General features: G+C 64.8%; 6 protein-coding genes and 1 pseudogene. 1 reads left to right on the top strand and 6 read right to left on the bottom strand.

Translation table 11 applies throughout. From position 1 onward, the window contains the following. Nucleotide 1 precedes the first annotated feature (1 nt). From POS17_RS32255 to POS17_RS20470, 6 genes and pseudogenes are all read right to left on the bottom strand, one after another. Nucleotides 2-2,638, bottom strand: coding sequence for an N-acetylmuramidase family protein (locus POS17_RS32255; protein ID WP_060840253.1), 2,637 nt, complete (start codon nt 2,636-2,638; stop codon nt 2-4). A gap of 36 nt (nt 2,639-2,674) precedes the next feature. After that, nucleotides 2,675-4,714 (bottom strand): type VI secretion system Vgr family protein, encoded by a 2,040-nt coding sequence (gene tssI / locus POS17_RS20450; RefSeq protein ID WP_060840254.1) that lies wholly within the window; start codon nt 4,712-4,714, stop codon nt 2,675-2,677. Nucleotides 4,715-4,939: 225 nt separating this feature from the next. After that, nucleotides 4,940-6,424: a PepSY-associated TM helix domain-containing protein gene (locus POS17_RS20455; protein ID WP_060840255.1), complete on the bottom strand. Its 1,485-nt coding sequence runs from the start codon at nt 6,422-6,424 to the stop codon at nt 4,940-4,942. A 69-nt stretch (nt 6,425-6,493) separates the two neighbouring features. After that, entirely contained in the window at nt 6,494-8,662 is a 2,169-nt protein-coding gene (locus tag POS17_RS20460; RefSeq protein ID WP_060840256.1) for a TonB-dependent receptor, read from the bottom strand. Between the two features lie 115 nt (nt 8,663-8,777). Continuing rightward, complete coding sequence (locus tag POS17_RS20465) at nt 8,778-9,164, bottom strand: DUF2946 domain-containing protein (protein WP_060840257.1); 387 nt, start codon at nt 9,162-9,164, stop codon at nt 8,778-8,780. Between the two features lie 532 nt (nt 9,165-9,696). Continuing rightward, nucleotides 9,697-10,092 (bottom strand): annotated as a pseudogene (locus POS17_RS20470) (hypothetical protein). A gap of 727 nt (nt 10,093-10,819) precedes the next feature. Between POS17_RS20470 and POS17_RS20475 the strand changes: the two are divergent. Continuing rightward, nucleotides 10,820-19,510: a glycoside hydrolase family 94 protein gene (locus POS17_RS20475; protein WP_060840258.1), complete on the top strand. Its 8,691-nt coding sequence runs from the start codon at nt 10,820-10,822 to the stop codon at nt 19,508-19,510. The last annotated feature ends 45 nt before the right edge of the window (nt 19,511-19,555 follow it).

Raw genomic sequence — 19,555 nt, forward strand, 5'->3', positions numbered from 1 at the left:
CTCAAATACCCTTAAGCAAATTATAGTTGCTCGTCATTCTGACATCATATCCATCTTGAGCAGGGCCATTGTATCTAAGTGCAAAACTCAACCAGTCTTTTTGCACAATTGCAGAAGACAGGACCGAATCAGCCTTAACGAAATTCACAAATGCTTTCAGATGGTTTTTCTCTGAACGACTAAGGTCCCGCACAAACTCCTCAACCGATAAATACCCAGCACTAGAAAAATTCTTACCCATAATCTGGAAACGCCCCCATGATGCTGATTTCAGAGCTGCGTTTGCACTCAATCGATATGCCCTGATTAATTTCCCATATTGCGCCGAGTACGTACCATAACCACCCCTACTACTAGACGATATATCAGGATTCGATGAGCCGAACTGACCGTTAGTCAACTGATGAAAATAATGCCTTTCAAAAAGTATGGCTGTAACCTCATCGTCCCCGGCCTTTGTGAAGTAACTACCTGATGACGCTGTTTCTGTAATAGCGACAGCCTTTACTGCTTCAACTTCACACCCAAGCGCATCCGCTGCTGCAATATAATCATCCTCTTCAATTATCGAGCCGTCATACAGCTCTAAAAACTCAAGTTCTACTTTCGCGCCTCCAATAAATACTTCAGGGTGCTGCTTCAAGCTACGTGCATTAGAAAAAAGACCTACTGGATGGATATACCAACATCTACCACTCTCACAGCCTACCTCTCCCCCCATTAACGCCGACCACCAACTCAAACTCTGAATCCGTTTCTTCTCTTCAGCCCAACCTTTATTGGGCTCTGACTTACTATGCCCTATTAGTTTATCCAAGGAGTCCCAGCTTTCCTTTTTGTAGTGCCACTCGCTCTGATACGTCGCAAGCATCTGCGAAATCGGTTGGGAGAACCAAGGCTTACCCAGCGCCTCCCTTATTTCATCAGGCAGTAGTTTTTTATCACCATCCTTATCAAGAATTTTGTACAGGGACTGTGTGACTGGGCCTGCTCCAGCCTTTACAACTTCAGGCTGATAAGTCGCAAGCTCTTCTTCCGTAAGTTCTTTTTGTGCCTCCAGAAAGGCAGCGTAGTGCTCAACATGGCTGACTGTTTCTTCAATGAAAGTGAAACCTTCCCACTCAAAAGGCGAATGTCGCGATAGAGCAATATCCGGCTCAGCAAACCACCCACTGATGGCGTTGCCCGAGACATCAGCAAGCATGCCTTCCAGATGCCACCAGTATGTGTAAGTGGTCAGGCCGCCCATGACCACCTGCGCCTTGATCTTCCTCTCAGAGGGTAAAGCCTCCAACACCTGCAACGGGATAATCAGGTCATAACCAATCTGGTGACCGGGGTCGGATGACTTGGGTGGAGTTGTTGCATTCATACCCGCCACATGGCTGATCAGCTTTGCGCCCTTTGAGACCTTGACCAGGGTTCTGTCCTTTGCAGGCAAGTTGGCCGCTCTGGATCGACTCTGTTGGATAAACGTCTTGACGTCTTCACAGCTAAACACTTCCAGATGCAGCAGATTCTTCGGCGCGGAGTCCGATTGATTCTGATACTTGCCCACATGCCCAAGAAGTTCGCCCGCCTTGACTTTATAAGCCGTTTTCAAAGGGACAACCTTGTCCATATCCTCCGGTCTGCTCATTGCGTCCAGAAGATCAAGAGAGACATACCCTGGCAACGCTCCTTCAACGTCTGGAACAAGAACTGGCATGGACTCACCACTGACAATTTCGAGCAACTTGCGGTATTTGCCAGAGTTTTTTTCGTCGCTGATTCTGATTTGCGTGCCTACCGGCAGAAAGCCTATTGGCCTTCCCTGGGCAAAAGCATCACGCACGATTGCGCCATTTTTCTGCTCCTGTGGAAGATCCCGGGCCTTGTCCCCCACAAAATATTGATCAGCCGAAATGCGCTGCATTTCTTCCTTGAATACCCAGCCAGTCTGCTCTGCCAGTTCGGCTACCGCCGGTATGACGTCGACCACTTCCAGCCATTTCCGAGTATCGGGTGCAGGTTTGGTGAACACCGTCGTTCCACGAGGCAATACCGTCAATATCGGCGTGTTACCACCAGAGTCGCTGCTACGAACCCTAAGCCCGAGTAGTTTGTCGGATGCTGCCGCTTTGACCTTGTAGGTGGCGTTCCAGAAGCCGGGGCGCTTGAGTGCCGGACTGGTTTGATAGCCCTGCCAATCCAGCAAATGCATGTACAGACTGAAGAAAATCAAGCTAGGACCCGCTACCAAGGCAGAAGCAGGAGTCCCTCCTGCCGTGGCAGGTGACGCGGGAGGTGCTGGGAGTTCAAGGCGGTGCCTGACCAACACAAAGCCCGTGGAAAATGGCGCTCTCTTCGAACCGTACTCGGATACCGGATAAGTCTTGTCAATTCGATACGCCACCACCTCGCCGTCAGCGATGCAACGAACTTCAGTCTTGTCTGAAACCAGTCCGCTGGCGTCGTCGAAATGCACACCACCATGCCAAAGGCCATTGGCACCTATGGGATAGAAACCATCTTCGGCCTTGGCCAAGGCCTTGTAATACTGCTGTGGATCTATCGACCGGGTCGTTCCCACTTTCAGTGGAAATACCCAGTTCTCTACTTTATCGATTGTCTTTTGGTTGCCCGATGCCTCTGTCATGACTTCGTCCTTGCCCCCTGTACCTGGGAATCTTCATCAGCCGGAGAAATTGATCAGCCGTTGTAGCTGAGCCTTGATCGGCTCTTGTAATGGATTCACCAAGGCCTTCTCCATCAAGCTCCCGGCCTTATCCTTGTCCGCCACACCGGGTAGCATCGGCGGCTCAATACCGACGCCGCTGCCTTGCCCCGCAGCGCCCCCCGCATTCACCTTGAGCAACGCCCCACTCACGCTGACGCCGCTGGCGTCGAGCTTGATAAAGCTGCCCCCGGCTTGCACCGTCAGTTCATTGGCCGCTTCGATCACCAGCTTCTGCCCCGCTTGCAGGTGAATCTCGCGGCCGGCCTGGAGCAGTTGTGCGGTGCCCAGCTTGATGTGCTGGTCGTGCGCCACGTTCAGGTGGTCGTCGGCGCGGATTTCGGTTTTGCGTTCGCCGTGAGTGGTGCGGTGTTCCTCGGCCTTGAGTTCGCTGTAGCTGTTGCCTTCAACCGTGTCGTGACGCTCGTGGCCGACGCGAATTTTCTGGTCGTGCTGGATGTTTTCATCCCAGTCGCGCTGGGCGTAGACGAAGATCTGTTCGGCGCCTTTTCTGTCTTCGACGCGCACTTCATTGAAACCGCCGCCGCCCGGCGAACTCAGGGTCTTGAAGGTGCTGCGGGTCTTGTTGGCCGGCAGTTCGTAGGGCGTCGGGTGTTCCTGGTGGTACAGGCAACCGCTGATCAGCGGCTGGTCGGGGTCGCCTTCAAGAAAGTCCACCAGCACTTCCATGCCGATGCGCGGGATGGCGAGGGCGCCATAGCGGTCGCCGGCCCAGCTGGACGCCACTCGCAGCCAGCAACTGGTCTGGTCGTCGCCCTGGCCTTCGCGGTCCCAGTGGAACTGCACCTTGACCCGGCCGTATGGATCGGTGTGGATTTCCTCTCCGGGCGGGCCGGTAACCACTGCGGTCTGACTGCCCAGGACCCGGGGTTTCGGATGGTCCAGCGCGGGGCGGAAGAATACCTCCCAGGGGGTGGCGAGGAAGCGGTTGCGGTAACCCTGTTGGAAGCCGTCTGCGGTCTCGGTGTCGCTGGTGATCGATTCCTCCAGCACCTGGGGCTGCTTGCCTTCGTGAGTCACCCGGGTCAGCAGCCACAGGTCGTTCCACTCCCCACGCGGGTGCTCGGACAATTGCAGAAAATGCCCGCTGATCAGCCGCGGTTCATCGCCCCAGCCCTCGGCCTGGCGGTAGTCGGCGCGGTGGCGTTCCAGGGCGCGCTGGCTGAGGGACTTGCCGCGCTGGCGATCGGTGAAGCGCCCGGGATAGTCGTAGTCCTCCAGGTCCGGTTCCTGGGTCTTGGCGTCGGGCTTGTAGGCAGCCTCCATTTGCAGGCGTGGCTTTTCGAAGTCGTAGTCGCGCCGGGTGATGCGGCTGGTGCGGGTTTCCAGGCGCACGTTGAAGCCCTTGATCACCGGCTCATCGGCCACCAGCCCGCTGCCCTGCACGTAGGCGGTGGGTCGCCCGAGCGTGCGGAACACGCTCTGGTTGTCGCTGAACACCAGCAAATGCGCCTCGCGGCTGTGCTGGAAGTGGTAGTGCAGGCCTTCTTCTTCGCACAGGCGCTGGATGAAGTGCAGGTCGCTTTCGTTGTACTGCACGCAGTAGTCGCGCTTGGGGCACGGGTGTTGAATCTGGAATTGGTAGGCATTGCCGAGGATGCCGTGCTCTTCGAGGATCAGGGCGATGATCTGCGGCGCCGAAAGCTGCTGGAAAATCCGCTGGTTGCTGCGGTGGCGCAGGTAATCCAGGTGCGGCAGCAGCGACAGGCTGTAGCGGCTCAGGCGCTGGCCGGCGTCGCCCTGGGCGATGCGTTGGATCAGGCCATGGATGCCATGGCCCTGGGGATCGAAGGCGAGAAAGGCCGGTTGGTGCAGCAGGGCTTCAATGTCGATCCAGGGGCGTTCGCTGACCAGTTGCAGATCGAAGCGAAACGGCTGGCTGATGGCCTCGGTGCCCTGGAACGAGAGCACCTGGAAGTCGTGCTGGATGCCTTGGATGTCCAGGCTGAAGTGGGTCTGGTCGGCCGGGCTGAACATGGGTCGCTCCTTGACGTGTTGCGGCTGATTCCATTAGCCAAAGCGCTCCCAGGCGAAGGGAACATCGTCGACTGTGGAGCCATTGCGCAAAAACGGCCCTGCAACTTAACAAGCCGCGACGCTGGAGGGGCATGGGAGCTATCTGAAATTGGCAGCTATCTGAAATTGGCAGCCATCTGGAATGCAGCCCAGACACGGGAGCCCGCCAGGACCCAGCCCCTGCACCTACCCCCTGCCCCGCTTCAACGAACGTCCCAGGCGTCGCCAGCCCAGCACCACGCCGCTGACACTGATCAGCAAACCTCCGGCGCTGAACAGGAGCATCCATACATCCCACAACGGCCGGTTGGCCAGCAGGGGCAGCCAGTCCCAGCTGTGCAACAGGGCGAACAGCCAGCGCGAGGCGCGACGCGGCTGGTCCAGTTGGCTGACCACCGCGCCAGTGTGCAGGTCCAGGTGCAGCCAGGTCTGGGCCGGGTCGTCGAAGCGCACCCGCAGCACCGGCAGGCGCTGCTGCAGATGCCCCATCATGCTGTGGGGCTCGCGGGCGTAGTAATAGAAGTCGTAGGCCGCCAGTTGCTGGACGATCATCGGCCGTTCGGGGCGGATGGCCCAGGCCGCCTGCTGCAAGGTGCCCGGGCTGAACTGGCGCAGGACCTGCCCATCGGCCATGGCCAGAATCCGTGTGCGCCCGGCGCCGTCGTAGCCGATGACGTACCCCTTGCCGCCGATCATCCGCCACTCCAGCTCCCGGGCCCGCAGGCCGTCGTCGGCAAAGCGTTGCAGGGCCTGGCTCGCGCTCAGGGGAAAGGCCGCCGGGTGCAGCGGTGCGCCCTGATAGGCGGCCAGCGACAAGGGCTGGGCGCTGCTGAAGATCTGCCACGGGTTCATCGACATCAGGCCGCTGAAAATCCAGGTGATGGCCAGCACCCCGAACAGCAGCCCGCCCAGGTGATGCCAGCGGGCAAAGCCCTGGTACGGCGAGCGCGAGCCGTTGCGATAGGTGCGGGTGAAGCGCCAGCGCAGCAGGCCCACGGCCAGGCCGAGCACGGTCATCAGGGTCGCGGCCAGGGACAGGTAGGTCACGATCGGCCCCCAGGCGCCATCGATGCCGATGCCCCGCAGCGGGTACAGCCAGTGCAGCCAGGCCCCGATCCAGTTCCAGCCGCGCTCGGTGGCGGTGGCGTCGCGCACCACCTCGCCGGTGCTGCCCGAGACATACAACAGGCGGCGCTCGGCATCAGCGGTGGCCACCCGGTACAAGGGCCGGTCGGCGTCCAGGGCCCGGGACTGGCTCCACATGTCGCCCTGTACCGCGCCGCGATCGCGCACCGCTACGCCCGGTGCGAACTGCCGGACTGCCGCCAGGGCCTCGACCCGGTCGGTGGGCAGCGCCTGCAGGCCGCTGTCGACCTCGATCGCCACCTTGCGCGGCCCCGGGTATTCGAGGATGTAACGGGGTGCGCCGGCCACCGTGGTCAGGCGGATGCTCGACGGCGCCTGTTCGGGATCGGCGGCGTGCAGCACCTGCTCCAGGTCGACGCCCCCTTCCTCCAGGACCAGCACCGGCAAATGCGCCAGACGCTCGGCGGGGGTCAGTTTGGGGTAGCCGACATACAGCATCACCACCCCGGAGACGAACCACAGGGCCATGAACAGGCAGGCGACAATGCCCAGCCAACGGTGCCAGAGGTACAGATAACGCTTCATCGCAGGCATCTCACAGAACAGCCATCTCACAGAGGCGCGGGGCGTTGTCGGGCGCCCCGCTGGCTCAGGTTAAAAGCGCGTTTGCAGCGCCAGCTCGAAGGTTCGTGGTGCCCCCAGGTACAACTGGGTCGGCCCCGTGGTGCGGGCGTAGACCTGATTGGTGAGGTTGCGCACCCGGCCGGTGATCCGCGTATCGGCATTGAGCTGGTAGCCGACAAAGGCGCCGAAGATCGTGTAGGCCGGCGCATAGCGGGTGTTGGCCGCGTTGGCGTACACCGACGACACGTAGCGCGCATCCGTGCCCACCTGCCAGGACGGGGCCAGGTCGTAGGTCAGCCACAGGTTGGCCACCTTGTCCGGGGTATTGGTGGGGCTGTTGCCCTTGCGCGACACCGAACGCCCGCCGACATTTTCATAGAACTCGTCGTACCGAGCATCGACATAGGCCAGGTTGCCTTCGGCCAACAGCTTGGGCGTGACCCGCAACGAGGTCGCCAGCTCCACCCCGCGGGACGATTGCTGGCCCACCGGCTGGCTGCTGCCGGGGTTGCCCGGGTCGGCGGTGGACAGGTTCTTGCGTTCGATGCGGTAGGCAGCCAGGGTCGCCAAGCCACGGCCGTCGAGGAAGTCCAGCTTGCTGCCGATCTCCCACTGGTTGCCGGTGCTGAGATCAAAGTCGCGCACCTGCCCATAGCTGGCGGTGGTGAGGATCCCGGCGGGCGGGTCGGCAGCGGTGCTGTATTGCACGTAGACGTTGGCCGCCGGGGTCAACTCGTACACCAGCCCCAGGCGCCCGGTGGTGGGCCGGTATTTGCGCTGGAAGAACGCCGGGTTGGCTTCGGTGACGGCGCGGTAGTTGGTCACTTGCAGATCGATCTGGTCATGGCGCAGGCCGCTGAGCAGGGACAGGCGATCGGTCAGTTGCAGGCGGTTTTCCAGGAACAGCGCCCAGGTGTCCACCTGGTTGCGGCGGTTCTTTTCGAAACCGCGCCGCATGCCCGGCAGGTCCCAGAAACTGCCCGGGTCGAAGTCGCCCGGAGCAACGCCGGGCAGCGAGCCCGACACCGAGCGCGGGTAGTTGCTCATCACGTTGTGGCTGTAGTCGAGGCCCGCCGACCACTGGCTGTCCAGACCGAACAGCGTGTTGTGGTGCAGCAGTTCGAAGCGATTGCCATTGAGCTCCTGGGCGTGACGCTGGAGCAGGATGCCGGAGCGCACCACCTGGCTGTTGTCACTGTTGTAGGCGTAGTTTTCCAGGTTGCGGTATTCGCGATCGGCGTTGTAGTGGTACAGGGTGTTGCGCAGCGACGTGCGCTCGTCGACCTGATAATCGATGATCGAACGCAGCCACTGCACCCGCTGCTCATAGCGGCCGTCGCTGACGTTGTAGTTCTCGAAGCGCCGACTCTTGTCCACCTCCATCTTGCCCCCCAGCGGGTTCAGCGCCGGGGTGCCCCAGTAAGGGCTGTCGACGCTTTCGTTCTGGTACTCGTAGGCCAGGGTGTGGGACAGCTGGTCGTTGAAATCCGTCAACAGGGAAAACGCCGTGGTCCAGGCATCGCGCTGCTCGCGGTCGACATAACCGTTGCTGGTGGTGTGGCTGACATCGAATCGCGCGTAGTGCCGCGGCCCGGCGCCGTCGTTCAGCGCATGGTTGAAACCGAAGGAAGTTTCGCGGCTGTCGAAGGAGCCATAGCTGACCCGCCCTTCATTGAACGACTCGGTGCGCGAAGGCAGCTTGGTGATGTAGTTGATCGAACCGCCCACCGCGCCGGTGCCATAAAGGAAGCTCGACGGCCCGCCCACCGCCTCGACCCGGTCGTAGATCCAGCTGTCCACCGGGCGCGCGGCAATGGAGTCGTATTGCACGCTGATGCCGTTGAACAACTGGGTGATCTGCGGCCCGGAGAAGCCGCGGTAGGAGACGAACCCCGGGATGCCCGGCGATGCCGCGGCGTTCATCCCCGGCACGCTGGCCAGTATGTCCTGGGTGTTGGCAGCGCCGCGCTGCTCGATCTGCTGGCGGTTGACCACATTGACCGACGCCGGGGTTTCCCGCGGGGTCAGGCCCAGGCGCGAGCCTGTGCTGGTCTGGGCATCCAGTTGCAGGCCGGGTTGAGGCAACTCGTCGGCGCTGATGCGCATCTGCGGCAATTGCAGCGGAGCATCGGCCAGGGCATTGAACGACAGCGCACAGCACAGCGCCGCGCAGCTGGAGGAGCGATAAGGGAACGTCATGGACTCGGACTCGAAAAAATCATCGAACAGCCCCCGGCCGCCGTCGCCATCGCGACCGCAGGAAAGTACCAGGGGATGAAAATGACGCGACGGCCAGGGCCGTCGCGCGGCAGCGCTAGGCGCTCAGAGGGGGAGCCCGAGGATTGAGTGACGGCCAGGAATAACGCGGTGGCGCCTTGCTGCGCTGCTCGACCCGGACTCGCGCCTGACGCCGCCCCAGCAGCAGCCAGGCCAGGCAGAACAGCAGCCCCAGGCCCAGACTCACCGCCGAGCACAGGGGACAGACAAAGGCGCCCATGGCGCCGGGGGCGGTCTTGTCGCTGGGGCCTTCATCCAGGGTCGAGGCCGATTCGCCCAGGGCGTGACAGAACTGCCCGCCCACGCCGATGATTTCCAGCGCCGCCATCTGTCCATGACCCAGACCGCAGACGAACACGTTGAACAGCACGCAGAAATACAGCGTCCAGGCAATGTGAGGGCGATGTGAGGGGGCTTGGGTCATGGCGGCAAGATTAACAGTGAAAAAAGCACTGGAAAATCACCAAAGCATGGCGAGCAAAACTCAGGGCGCCGCCAGCGGTGAGGTTGTGGCGAGCTTTATAGCCGAAGCCCTAAGGGCCGAGGATCGGACCAGAACTAAAGTGCGGGCGCTTGGTTTTCGCAGCGGGTTGAAGATGCAGGCAGATCAAGCGCGACGACGGCCTTGCGGCCGGCCCGCCGCTGAAGCGGTGTCTCCCTCCGTAGGAGCTGGCTTGCCAGCGAAGGCATCAGCCCAGACGACGCATGCCTTACGGGCCTCTTCGCCGGCAAGCCGGCTCCTACAGCGGGTGTGCGGCAGTTGGTCCTCCGTAGGAGCTGGCTTGCCAGCGAAGGCATCAGCCCAGACGACGCACGCCTTGCGGGCCTCTTCGCCGGCAAGCCGGCTCCTACAGCGGGTGTGCGGCAGTTGGTCCTCCGTAGGAGCTGGCTTGCCAGCGAAGGCGTCAGCCCAGACGATGCAGGCCTTACGGGCCTCTTCGCCGGCAAGCCGGCTCCTACAAGCGGCCGGTTTCTTCCGAGAGCGCGTGCTCCAGAGCGCCTCGCGGGCGGGCGTCCAGCAACGCCTCCACCACCGCCCGGGCCATCTCTACCGAATGCACCATGGACCAGATCAGCCCGCGCTCGATGCCGCTGCCCTGCTGGGTGATTTCATCGCAGACCTCTTCGGCGCATTTGAGCAACAACGCCACATGCACCAACGCCTCTTCAGCACTGACGCCTGGGCACACGCTGAGCAGCGAATCGGCAGAAACAGGTTTGGCTTAGGTGTTGCGCTGGAACAGCGCGGGGTCCTGCGGTTGCCGGGCCAGAGCCACGCGCAAGGTGGCGTTGGCGACCTTGAGTTCGGGATCGCGATAGGAAGTGGGTGGATCGGGGACGAGCTTTTTCATGGTCTAACTCCTTGCAGATAAAAGGAGCCAACACCGTTCACTTGCACACGAATAAGGTGGCAGCCGTACGCAGGTGTGCAAGACCGAGTCTGCAAGGACACCCGGCAGATCCGAAGATCTCCCACGCACGGCCGCCATAACGCAGCGGACATGAAAACGACCCATCAGTGCTGATCGTTTGTGCGCCTTTGCAGAGTTCGGACTTGCACATCCGAGCCATCGATTGGGCGATGGCTCCAGCACCCTAGCCCGCTCACCCGGCGCATTCAAGCGGCCGGCAGTTTCTCGGATTTGCCTTACAAAAGACAGCGAATCGGCGTAGTTCCAAGCACCTTTCAGCACTCTCTGAAACAGCCACGGCTCTGTGGCGAGGCTGTTTGTTCCCCCGGGGTTAGCCTGTCAGCAACCTACCCGCTCACCATCGCGCCGCCCTGTCTTCGTATCAGCGCTGTACCTGATGTACCGCGCCGACGGGCCGGGCGATGCTCGCCCGTTCGCAGCCTTCGGCAATACCTATAGGCAGGCACACCCCATCCAGCCAAAAGGCAGATCGTGCGCCTATGTGCCCCAGCGCACAGACACCCTCCCCCCTGCCCGCCATCGTCAAGGTTGCAGCTTTTTGCCTGAAACGTTCGTCGCGACGGTGCATCGATTTGACCGCACGCCCCGCTCCCGGCCCTCCCTCGCACCCCGTGCCGAGGGACGGCTCTGTTATGCCAAGGAAAACATGGACAGTCATTGGACCCACGCATTCCTGAGGTTCTGGCAGCTGCCCGCCGCCAGATACGGCCAATGGAAGGCCTCGCGCAACAGCGTCGAATACCAGGCGCCGCTGCGCTCGGAACTGTTCAGCAGTGAGCAGATGGCCAGCCACGGCACCCTGCTGGCGCAACAGCACCGCCTGAGTCGCAGCCGCAACCCGGACTGGCTGCTGGCACGCCTGGCGGACAACGCCGGCGCCCTGGCCAGTTGCTGCAAGAGCCTGACCGCCGCCACCGGCAACTCGCCCCGGGCCACCCCCGCCGCCGAGTGGCTGCTGGACAACTACTACCTGCTGGAAGAGCAGATCCGCATCACCCGCACCCACCTGCCCCGGGGCTACAGCCGGCAGTTGCCGCGCCTGGCCAACGGTCAGTCGGCGGGCCTGCCCCGGGTCTACGACATTGCCCTGGAAACCATTTCCCACGGCGACGGCCGGGTCGACAGCGAAAGCCTGGGGCGTTTCGTCGACAGCTACCAGAGCGTCACCCCGCTGATGCTCGGCGAGCTGTGGGCGATCCCGATCATGCTGCGCCTGGCCCTGATCGAAAACCTGCGCCGAGTGGCCTTCCGGGTCATGGCCAACTGGAGCGAGCGCAATCTGGCCAACGACTGGGCCGACCGCCTGATGGAAACCGCCGAGCAGGACGCCAAGAGCGTGGTGCTGGCGGTGGCCGACATGGCCCGCTCGGCGCCGCCCATGAGTGCCGCCTTCGTCGCCGAACTGGCGCGCCGCCTGCAAGGGCAGAACGCCGCCCTGGTGCTGCCCCTGGCCTGGATCGAGCAACTGCTGGGAGAAACCGGGCTGAACATCGAGCGCCTGGTGCAGCTCGACGCCCAGCAGCAGGCCGCCGACCAGGTGTCCATCAGCAACAGCATTTCCAGCCTGCGCCTGCTCTCGGCCAGCAACTGGCGCGAGTTCGTCGAGCTGATGAGCCGGGTCGAACAGGAACTGCAGGAGGACCCGGCCAAGGTCTACCGGCGCATGGATTTCGCCACCCGCGACCATTACCGGCATGTGCTCGAACGCCTGGCCCGCCACTGTCCCCTGAGCGAACAGCAGGTGGCCCGGCAGTGCATCGAACTGGCCCGGGCCCACTACCGCGCCGAAGCTCCGGAAGCCGTGGCCGGCCATGTCGGGCATTACCTGATCGGCGCCGGACGCCGCACGCTTGAACAACAGATCCAGGCTCGGGTGCCCCTGGCCGAACGGGGCCGGCGCCTGCTGACCCAGGCGCCCCTGGGCTTTTTCCTGGGGCCGGTGATGCTGCTCTCGGCGCTGTTCGCCTGGCCGTTTCTCGACGCCCTGTACCAGGAGGCCGCCCCCGGCCACTACTGGCTGGCTCTGTGGGCCGTGCCGGCGTTGCTGCTCTCCAGCCGCCTGGCCATCGGCCTGATCAACGGCCTGGTGACCCTGACCGTGGCCCCGGGCATTCTGCCGCGTCTGGACTACAGCGAAGGCATCGACCCTCGCGCCCGGACCCTGGTGGCCGTGCCCTGCCTGTTCGGCAGCACGGCGGATGTCGAAGAGCTGGTGGAAGGCCTGGAAGTGCGCTTTCTGGCCAACCGCGATGCCCAGCTGTACTTCGCCCTGCTCAGCGACTTTCTCGACGCCCCCAGCGAAACCCAGGACGGCGACGCTGCCTTGCTGGCGCTGGCCCGACAAGGCATCGAGGCGCTGAACCTGAAGTACCCCGAAGAGGCGGTGGATCGCTTCTACCTGCTGCACCGGCCACGCCTGTGGAACCCCGGCGAACACTGCTGGATGGGCCACGAACGCAAGCGCGGCAAGCTCGAAGACCTCAACGCCCTGCTGCGGGGCCGTGGCCACGAGCGTTTCCTGCTGATCGTCGGCGATATCCAGGCGCTGCCCGAGATCACCTACGTGATCACCCTGGACAGCGACACCCAACTGCCCCGGGACGTGGCCCAGCAATGCGTGGGCGCCATGGACCACCCGCTGAACCGCCCACAGACCGACCCGCTCAGCGGGCGCATCGTCAGTGGCTACGGGATTCTCCAGCCACGGGTCGGCATCAGCCTGTCGAGCACCGCGCGCAGCGCCTATTCCCGGCTGTTCGCCAGTGACGCCGGGATCGACCCCTATACCCGCGCGGTGTCGGACGTCTACCAGGACCTGTTTCAGGAAGGCTCCTTCGTCGGCAAGGGCATCTATGCCCTGGACACCTTCGAGCAGACCCTGGGCGGGCGCTTCGCCGACAACCGGATTCTCAGCCACGACCTGATCGAGGGCTGCTATGCCCGCTCCGGCCTGCTCAGCGATGTGCAGCTGTTCGAAGAGTACCCGGCGCGCTACAGCGCCGACGTCAAGCGCCGCCAGCGCTGGATCCGTGGCGACTGGCAACTGCTGCCCTGGCTCCTGCCCTGGTCGCCCAGGGCCGGCGGCGGCCTGGAAAGCAATCGCCTGAGCCCCCTGGCGCGCTGGAAGATCCTCGACAACCTGCGCCGCAGCCTGGAGCCGCTGGCCCTGCTGAGCATGCTGCTGTGGGGCTGGCTGGGCTCCACCCAGCCCCTGGCCTGGACCCTGGCGGTGCTGATTGTGCTGCTGGTGCTGCCGCTGTCGGCGGCCTTGCGCGAGCTGCTGCACAACACCCCGGAAGTGCCGTTGCTGCAACAACTGAACGCGGCCCTGAGCAGCGCCGGCCAGCACCTGTCCCGGGCCCTGCTGCCCCTGGCCTGGCTGCCCTATGAGGCCGCCTACAGCCTGGATGCCATGGCCCGCGCGCTGTGGCGCATGGGCATCAGCAAACGGCACCGCCTGCAATGGCAGCCCTCGCGGGAAGCCGAGCGCGGCCCGGACGACAGCCTGCTGCAGCTGTACCGGCGAATGTGGGTCGGTCCGCTGCTGGCGCTGTTGCTGACGGGGCTGCTGTGGCCGCGGCTGCAACTGCTGATGGCCGCGCCCCTGCTCCTGGCCTGGCTGGCCGGGCCGGCCCTGGCCTGGTGGCTGAGCCGCCCCGCAAGCCCGGTGGCCTTCGTCCCTAGCGCCGGCCAGCGGCGTTTTCTGCAGAGCCTGGCCCGCCGCACCTGGGGCTTCTTCGACCAGTACGTCGGCCCCGAGGACAACTGGCTGGCCCCGGACAACCTGCAGGAACAGCCCCAGCGCCGCATCGCCCATCGCACCTCGCCGACCAACCTCGGGCTGGCCCTGCTGGCGCACCTGACGGCCCACGACTTCGGCTACCTGAGCAGCCGCCGGCTGCTGCAACGCCTGGAGCAGATGCTGGCCAGCATGGGTCGCCTGGAACGCTACCGCGGGCACTTCTACAACTGGTACGACACCCAGAGCCTGCAACCTCTGCCGCCGCGCTATGTGTCCACCGTGGACAGCGGCAACCTGGCGGGCCTGCTGCTGACCCTGCGTCCCGGCCTGCAGGCGCTGGTGGACAACCCGCCGCACCTGCCGCAGATCGCCAACGGTCTGCTGGACAGCCTCGACGTGTTCCAGGACGCCCTCACCGCGGCCGGCCAGGACACCACGCCGGTGCTGCGCTGGCGCCTGGAAACCCGAGCCGTGCAGGAGCACCTGAGCCTGCACGCGGACGTCGCCCCGGATGCCTTGCTCGGGCTGCTGCAACGGATTGCCCAAGGCGCGGCCCAGGCCCCGGGTCAGAGCGCGGACGATGTCGACTACTGGCGCGCGGCACTGGCCGCGCAATGCCAGGACCTGCATGACGAACTGCAATGGCGCTGCCTGCCGCCCATGGCCGACGGCCGCCGCTTCGGCACCTTGGGCTGGCGCCAGTTGGAGCAACTGGCCGCGGAAGACTGGCCGCCGCTGCACCGCGAGCGCATCAACGCGGTGCGCGAACTGGCGCTGGAACGCGTCACCTGCGCCGACCGCCTGCAGGACAGCGTGGCCAGCATGGCGCAGATGGATTTCGGCTTTCTCTACGACACCCGACGCCATTTGCTGGTGATCGGCTACAACGCCGAAGAGCACCGCCTGGATGCCGGCTACTACGACCTCTTGGCCTCGGAGGTGCGCCTGACCCACTTTGTCGCCATCGCCCAGGGACAGCTGCCCCAGGAAAGCTGGTTCGCCCTCGGCCGCCTGCTCACCAGCAGCGCCGGAACCCCGGTGCTGCTGTCCTGGACCGGCTCGATGTTCGAGTACCTGATGCCGATGCTGGTGATGCCCAGCTACCAGGGCACCCTGCTGGACCAGACCTGCCGCGCCGCGGTGGCCCTGCAGATCGAGTACGGCCAGCAACAGGGCCTGCCCTGGGGCGTGTCCGAGTCGGGCTACAACACCCTCGACAGCCAGTTCAACTACCAGTACCGGGCGTTCGGCGTGCCGGGCCTGGGGCTCAAGCGCGGCCTCGGCGCGGAACGGGTGGTGGCGCCCTACGCCAGCGTCCTGGCGCTGATGGTGGCGCCCCAGGCGGCCTGCCAGAACCTGCAACGCCTGGCCCAGCTGGGGCTGGCGGGACGCTTTGGCCTGTATGAAGCCGTGGACTACACCGAGTCGCGCCTGCCCCGGGGCCAGGATCACGCCGTGGTGCAGTCGTTCATGGCCCACCACCAGGGCATGAGCCTGCTGGCCCTGGCCTGGTTGCTGCTGGAGCAGCCCATGCAACGGCGCTTCGAATCCGATCCGCAGTTCCAGTCCATCGCCCTGCTGCTGCAGGAACGGGTGCCGAAAACCGCCGCCCAGTACCTGCACGCCGCCGGAGCACCTGCGGCCGACGAAGCGGCCCGGGCCCACGAGAACAAACTGCGGGTGTTCGCCGACCCGGACCGCAAGCGCCCGGCGGTGCAACTGCTGTCCAACGGTCATTACCACGTCATGCTCAGCAGCGCCGGTGGTGGCTACAGCCGCTGCAACGAACTGGCGGTGACCCGCTGGCACGAAGACCCGACCCGGGATCACTGGGGCCAGTTCTGCTACCTGCGGGACGTGGCCAGCGGCGACTTCTGGTCCGCCGCCTACCAGCCGACCCGCCGCCGGCCGCAGGGTTTCGAGGCGATCTTCACCGATGCCCGGGCCGAATTCCGGGTGCGCGAGCGAGACTTCGACAGCCACACGGAAATCGTCGTGTCCCCCGAGGACCCCATCGAGCTGCGCCGCCTGCACCTGTGCAACCGGGCCCGGGTACGGCGCAGCATCGAGCTCACCAGCTACGCCGAAGTGGTCCTGGCCACGGCCCAGAGCGACGCGTCCCACCCGGCCTTCAGCAACCTGTTCATCGAGACCGAACTGCTGCCGGAGTTGCAGGCCATTGTCTGCAGCCGCCGACCGCGTTCCCAGGAACAGCCGGTGCCGTGGCTGTGCCACCTGCTGGCGGCCCACGGTGTGGACATCGACGCTATTTCCTATGAAACCGACCGCGCGCGCTTCATCGGCCGTGGCCGCGATCTGGCCGCGCCCCTGGCCCTGGACCCACAGGTCGAACGGCTGTCGGGCAGCGCCGGACCGGTGCTCGACCCGATCGTGGCGATCCGCTGCCGGATCACCCTCGAACCCGGCCAGAGCGCCACCATCGATCTGGTGACCGGGGTCGCCGACAGCCGCGAACAGTGCCTGCAACTGATCCACAAATACCGCGACCGGCACCTGGCGGACCGGGTCTTCGACCTGGCCTGGACCCACAGCCAGGTGTTGCTGCGCCAGCTCAACGCGTCCCTGGCCGAAGCCCGGCTGTACCAGCAGATGGCCGCCTCGCTGCTGTACGCCAACGCCAGCCTGCGCGCCGACAGCAGCCTGCTGCTGGGCAACCGCCGCAGCCAGTCCGGGCTCTGGGGCCAGGGCATTTCCGGCGACCTGCCGATCGTCCTGCTGCAGGTGGGCGATCTGGCCAACATCGCCCTGGTGCAGCAACTGATCAAGGCCCACGCCTACTGGCGCCAGAAAGGCCTGGCTGTGGACCTGGTGATCTGGAACGAGGATCAGGTCGGTTACCGCCAGCAACTCCAGGACCTGATCATGGGCCTGGTGACCTCCGGCAGCGAAGCCAGCCTGATCGACCGCCCGGGGGGCATTTTCGTGCGCCCGGCCCAGCAGTTGTCCGGCGAAGACCGCGTGCTGATGCTGGCGGTGGCGCGCCTGGTGATCAGCGACAGCCGCGGCAGCCTCGCCGAGCAGGTCCACCGGCGCCGCGCCGATCCCTCGCTGCCACGCCTGGAGGCGCCCCTGGTGCGCCTGCCGCAACCGGCCGGCAGTGCCCCGACAGCCGCGCAACCGGAACTGATTCTGCAAACGCCCTACGGCGGTTTCAGCAGCGACGGCCGCGAGTACCTGATCACCCTCAACCCCGGGCAGCCGACCCCGGCGCCCTGGGCCAACGTCCTGGCCAACCCGCTGTTCGGCACGGTGATCTCGGAAAGCGGCGGCGCCTACAGCTGGCGCGAAAACGCCCACGAATACCGCCTCAGCCCCTGGCACGACGACCCAGTCAGCGACCCCAGCGGCGAAGCCCTGTACCTGCGCGACGAAGACAGCGGCCAGGTCTGGTCACCGACCCCGCAGCCGTGTCCCGGCAGCGGCAGCTATCGCACCCGCCACGGCTTCGGCTACAGCGTGTTCGAGCACGAGGAGAACGGCATCCACAGCGAGCTGACGGTGTATGTCGCGGTGGACGCGCCGATCAAGTTCTCGCGGCTGAAGATCGGCAACCGCAGCGGCCGGCCACGGCGCCTGACGGTCACCAGCTACGTGGAATGGGTGCTGGGGGAATTGCGCGGCCGCTCGGCCATGCACGTGGTCACTGAAAGTGATCCGGTCAGTGGCGCGCTGTTCGCCCGCAACCCTTACAACATGGAGTTCTCCGGGCATGTGGCGTTTCTCGACACCGACTCGGCGGTGCGCAGTTTTACCGGCGACCGCAGCGAGTTCATTGGCCGCAACGGCAGCCTCGCGGCACCGGCGGCCTTGACCCGGGAGCGCCTGTCCGGGCGTTCCGGCGCCGGTTTCGATCCGTGCGCGGCGATGCAGGTGGCGCTGGAGCTGGCCGACGGCCAGAGCCAGGAAGTGTTGTTCCGCCTGGGGGCCGAAACCGACGCCAAGGCAGCGACCCGCCGGGTCCTGCAATACCGCGGCAGCCAGATGGCCCAGAGCGAGCTGGCGGCGGTGCACCGGCACTGGCGACGCAGCCTGGACTGCATCCAGGTGCGCACCCCGGAACCGGCGATCGACGTCATGGCCAACGGCTGGCTGATGTACCAGACCATCGCCTGCCGCTTCTGGGCACGCAGCGGTTTCTACCAGTCCGGTGGCGCCATCGGCTTTCGCGACCAGTTGCAGGACAGCATGGCGATGATCCACGCCGAGCCGGCCCTGGCCCGGGAACACCTGCTGCTGTGCGCCGCCCATCAATACCCCGAGGGCGACGTTCAGCACTGGTGGCACCCGCCGCAGAATCGCGGGGTGCGCACCGGCTGCTCCGACGACTTCCTCTGGCTGCCCCTGGCCACCAGCCGCTACGTGCAGATCACCGGCGATCGCAGCGTGCTGGAGGTCGAGGTGGGTTACCTGGAAGGTCGCCTGCTCAATCCCGGAGAAGAGTCCTACTACGACCTGCCGCAAACCTGCGGACTGCGGGAAAGCCTTTACCAGCACTGCCGGCGAGCCATCGAGCACGGCAGCCGGCGCGGCGTCCACGGGCTGCCGCTGATGGGCACCGGCGACTGGAACGACGGCATGAACCGGGTCGGCGAGCGCGGCCTGGGGGAAAGCGTGTGGCTGGGGTTCTTCAGCCACGAGGTGCTGCAGCGTTTCGCCGTCACCGCCGAACAGCACGACGATCCGGACTTCGCCCGGACCTGCCGCGAGCAGGCCCTGGCCTTGCGCACGGCCCTCGACAGCCAGGCCTGGGACGGACAGTGGTATCGCCGGGCCTGGTTCGACGACGGTCAGGCCCTGGGCAGCGCCGACAATCAGGAATGCCGCATCGACTCCATCGCCCAGAGCTGGTCGGTGCTGTCGGCCGCCGCCAGTGACGCCCGCCAGCGCCAGGCCATGGAATCCCTGGACCGGCACCTGGTGCGCCGCGACAGCGGCGTGGTGTTGCTGCTGGACCCACCGTTCGCCCACAGCCCGCTGGACCCGGGCTATATCAAGGGCTACGTGCCCGGTGTGCGGGAGAACGGCGGGCAATACACCCACGCGGCCATCTGGGCCTGCATGGCCTTCGCCCGCCTGGGGGACAGCGCCCGGGCCTGGGAGCTGCTGCGCATGATCAACCCGGCAAGCCGACGCAGTGCCGAGCAGGTGGCCACCTACCGGGTCGAGCCTTATGTGATGGCCGCCGACGTCTATGGCGTGGCGCCCCACACCGGGCGTGGCGGCTGGAGCTGGTACACCGGCTCGGCGGGCTGGATGTACCGGCTGATCGTCGAGTCGCTGCTGGGGCTGCGCCGCGAAGGCCAGCAGCTGTACATCGAACCGGTGATCCCGGCCCACTGGCCGGGCTACAGCCTGGACTACCGGTTTGGCGAAACCCTGTACCAGATCGAGGTGCGGCAGAACCCCGGGGCCATCCTCAGCCTGAGCCTGGACGGCCGGCCGCTGCCGGGGCTGGCCATCGCGCTGCTGGACGACGGCCGGGCGCACCGGGTGTTGCTGACCTGGCCCGCCAGCGCCGCGCCGCCACAGGCCGGGCATTCCCTGACAGCGGCCGTCAGCGAGCCGGCGCCATGACAGACAGCGGGCCAGGCCCTGGACTACCCTGAGTGAGCGCTGACG

Source organism: Pseudomonas sp. Os17, assembly GCF_001547895.1.
Lineage (GTDB): Bacteria > Pseudomonadota > Gammaproteobacteria > Pseudomonadales > Pseudomonadaceae > Aquipseudomonas.

Excerpts from the sequence above, each read along its gene's own strand:
- POS17_RS20455 (WP_060840255.1), bottom strand. The coding sequence starts at position 6,424 with ATGAAGCGTTATCTGTACCTCTGGCACCGTTGGCTGGGCATTGTCGCC.
- POS17_RS32255 (WP_060840253.1), bottom strand. The coding sequence starts at position 2,638 with ATGACAGAGGCATCGGGCAACCAAAAGACAATCGATAAAGTAGAGAAC.
- POS17_RS20475 (WP_060840258.1), top strand. The coding sequence starts at position 10,820 with ATGGACAGTCATTGGACCCACGCATTCCTGAGGTTCTGGCAGCTGCCC.
- POS17_RS20465 (WP_060840257.1), bottom strand. The coding sequence starts at position 9,164 with ATGACCCAAGCCCCCTCACATCGCCCTCACATTGCCTGGACGCTGTAT.
- tssI (WP_060840254.1), bottom strand. The coding sequence starts at position 4,714 with ATGTTCAGCCCGGCCGACCAGACCCACTTCAGCCTGGACATCCAAGGC.
- POS17_RS20460 (WP_060840256.1), bottom strand. The coding sequence starts at position 8,662 with ATGACGTTCCCTTATCGCTCCTCCAGCTGCGCGGCGCTGTGCTGTGCG.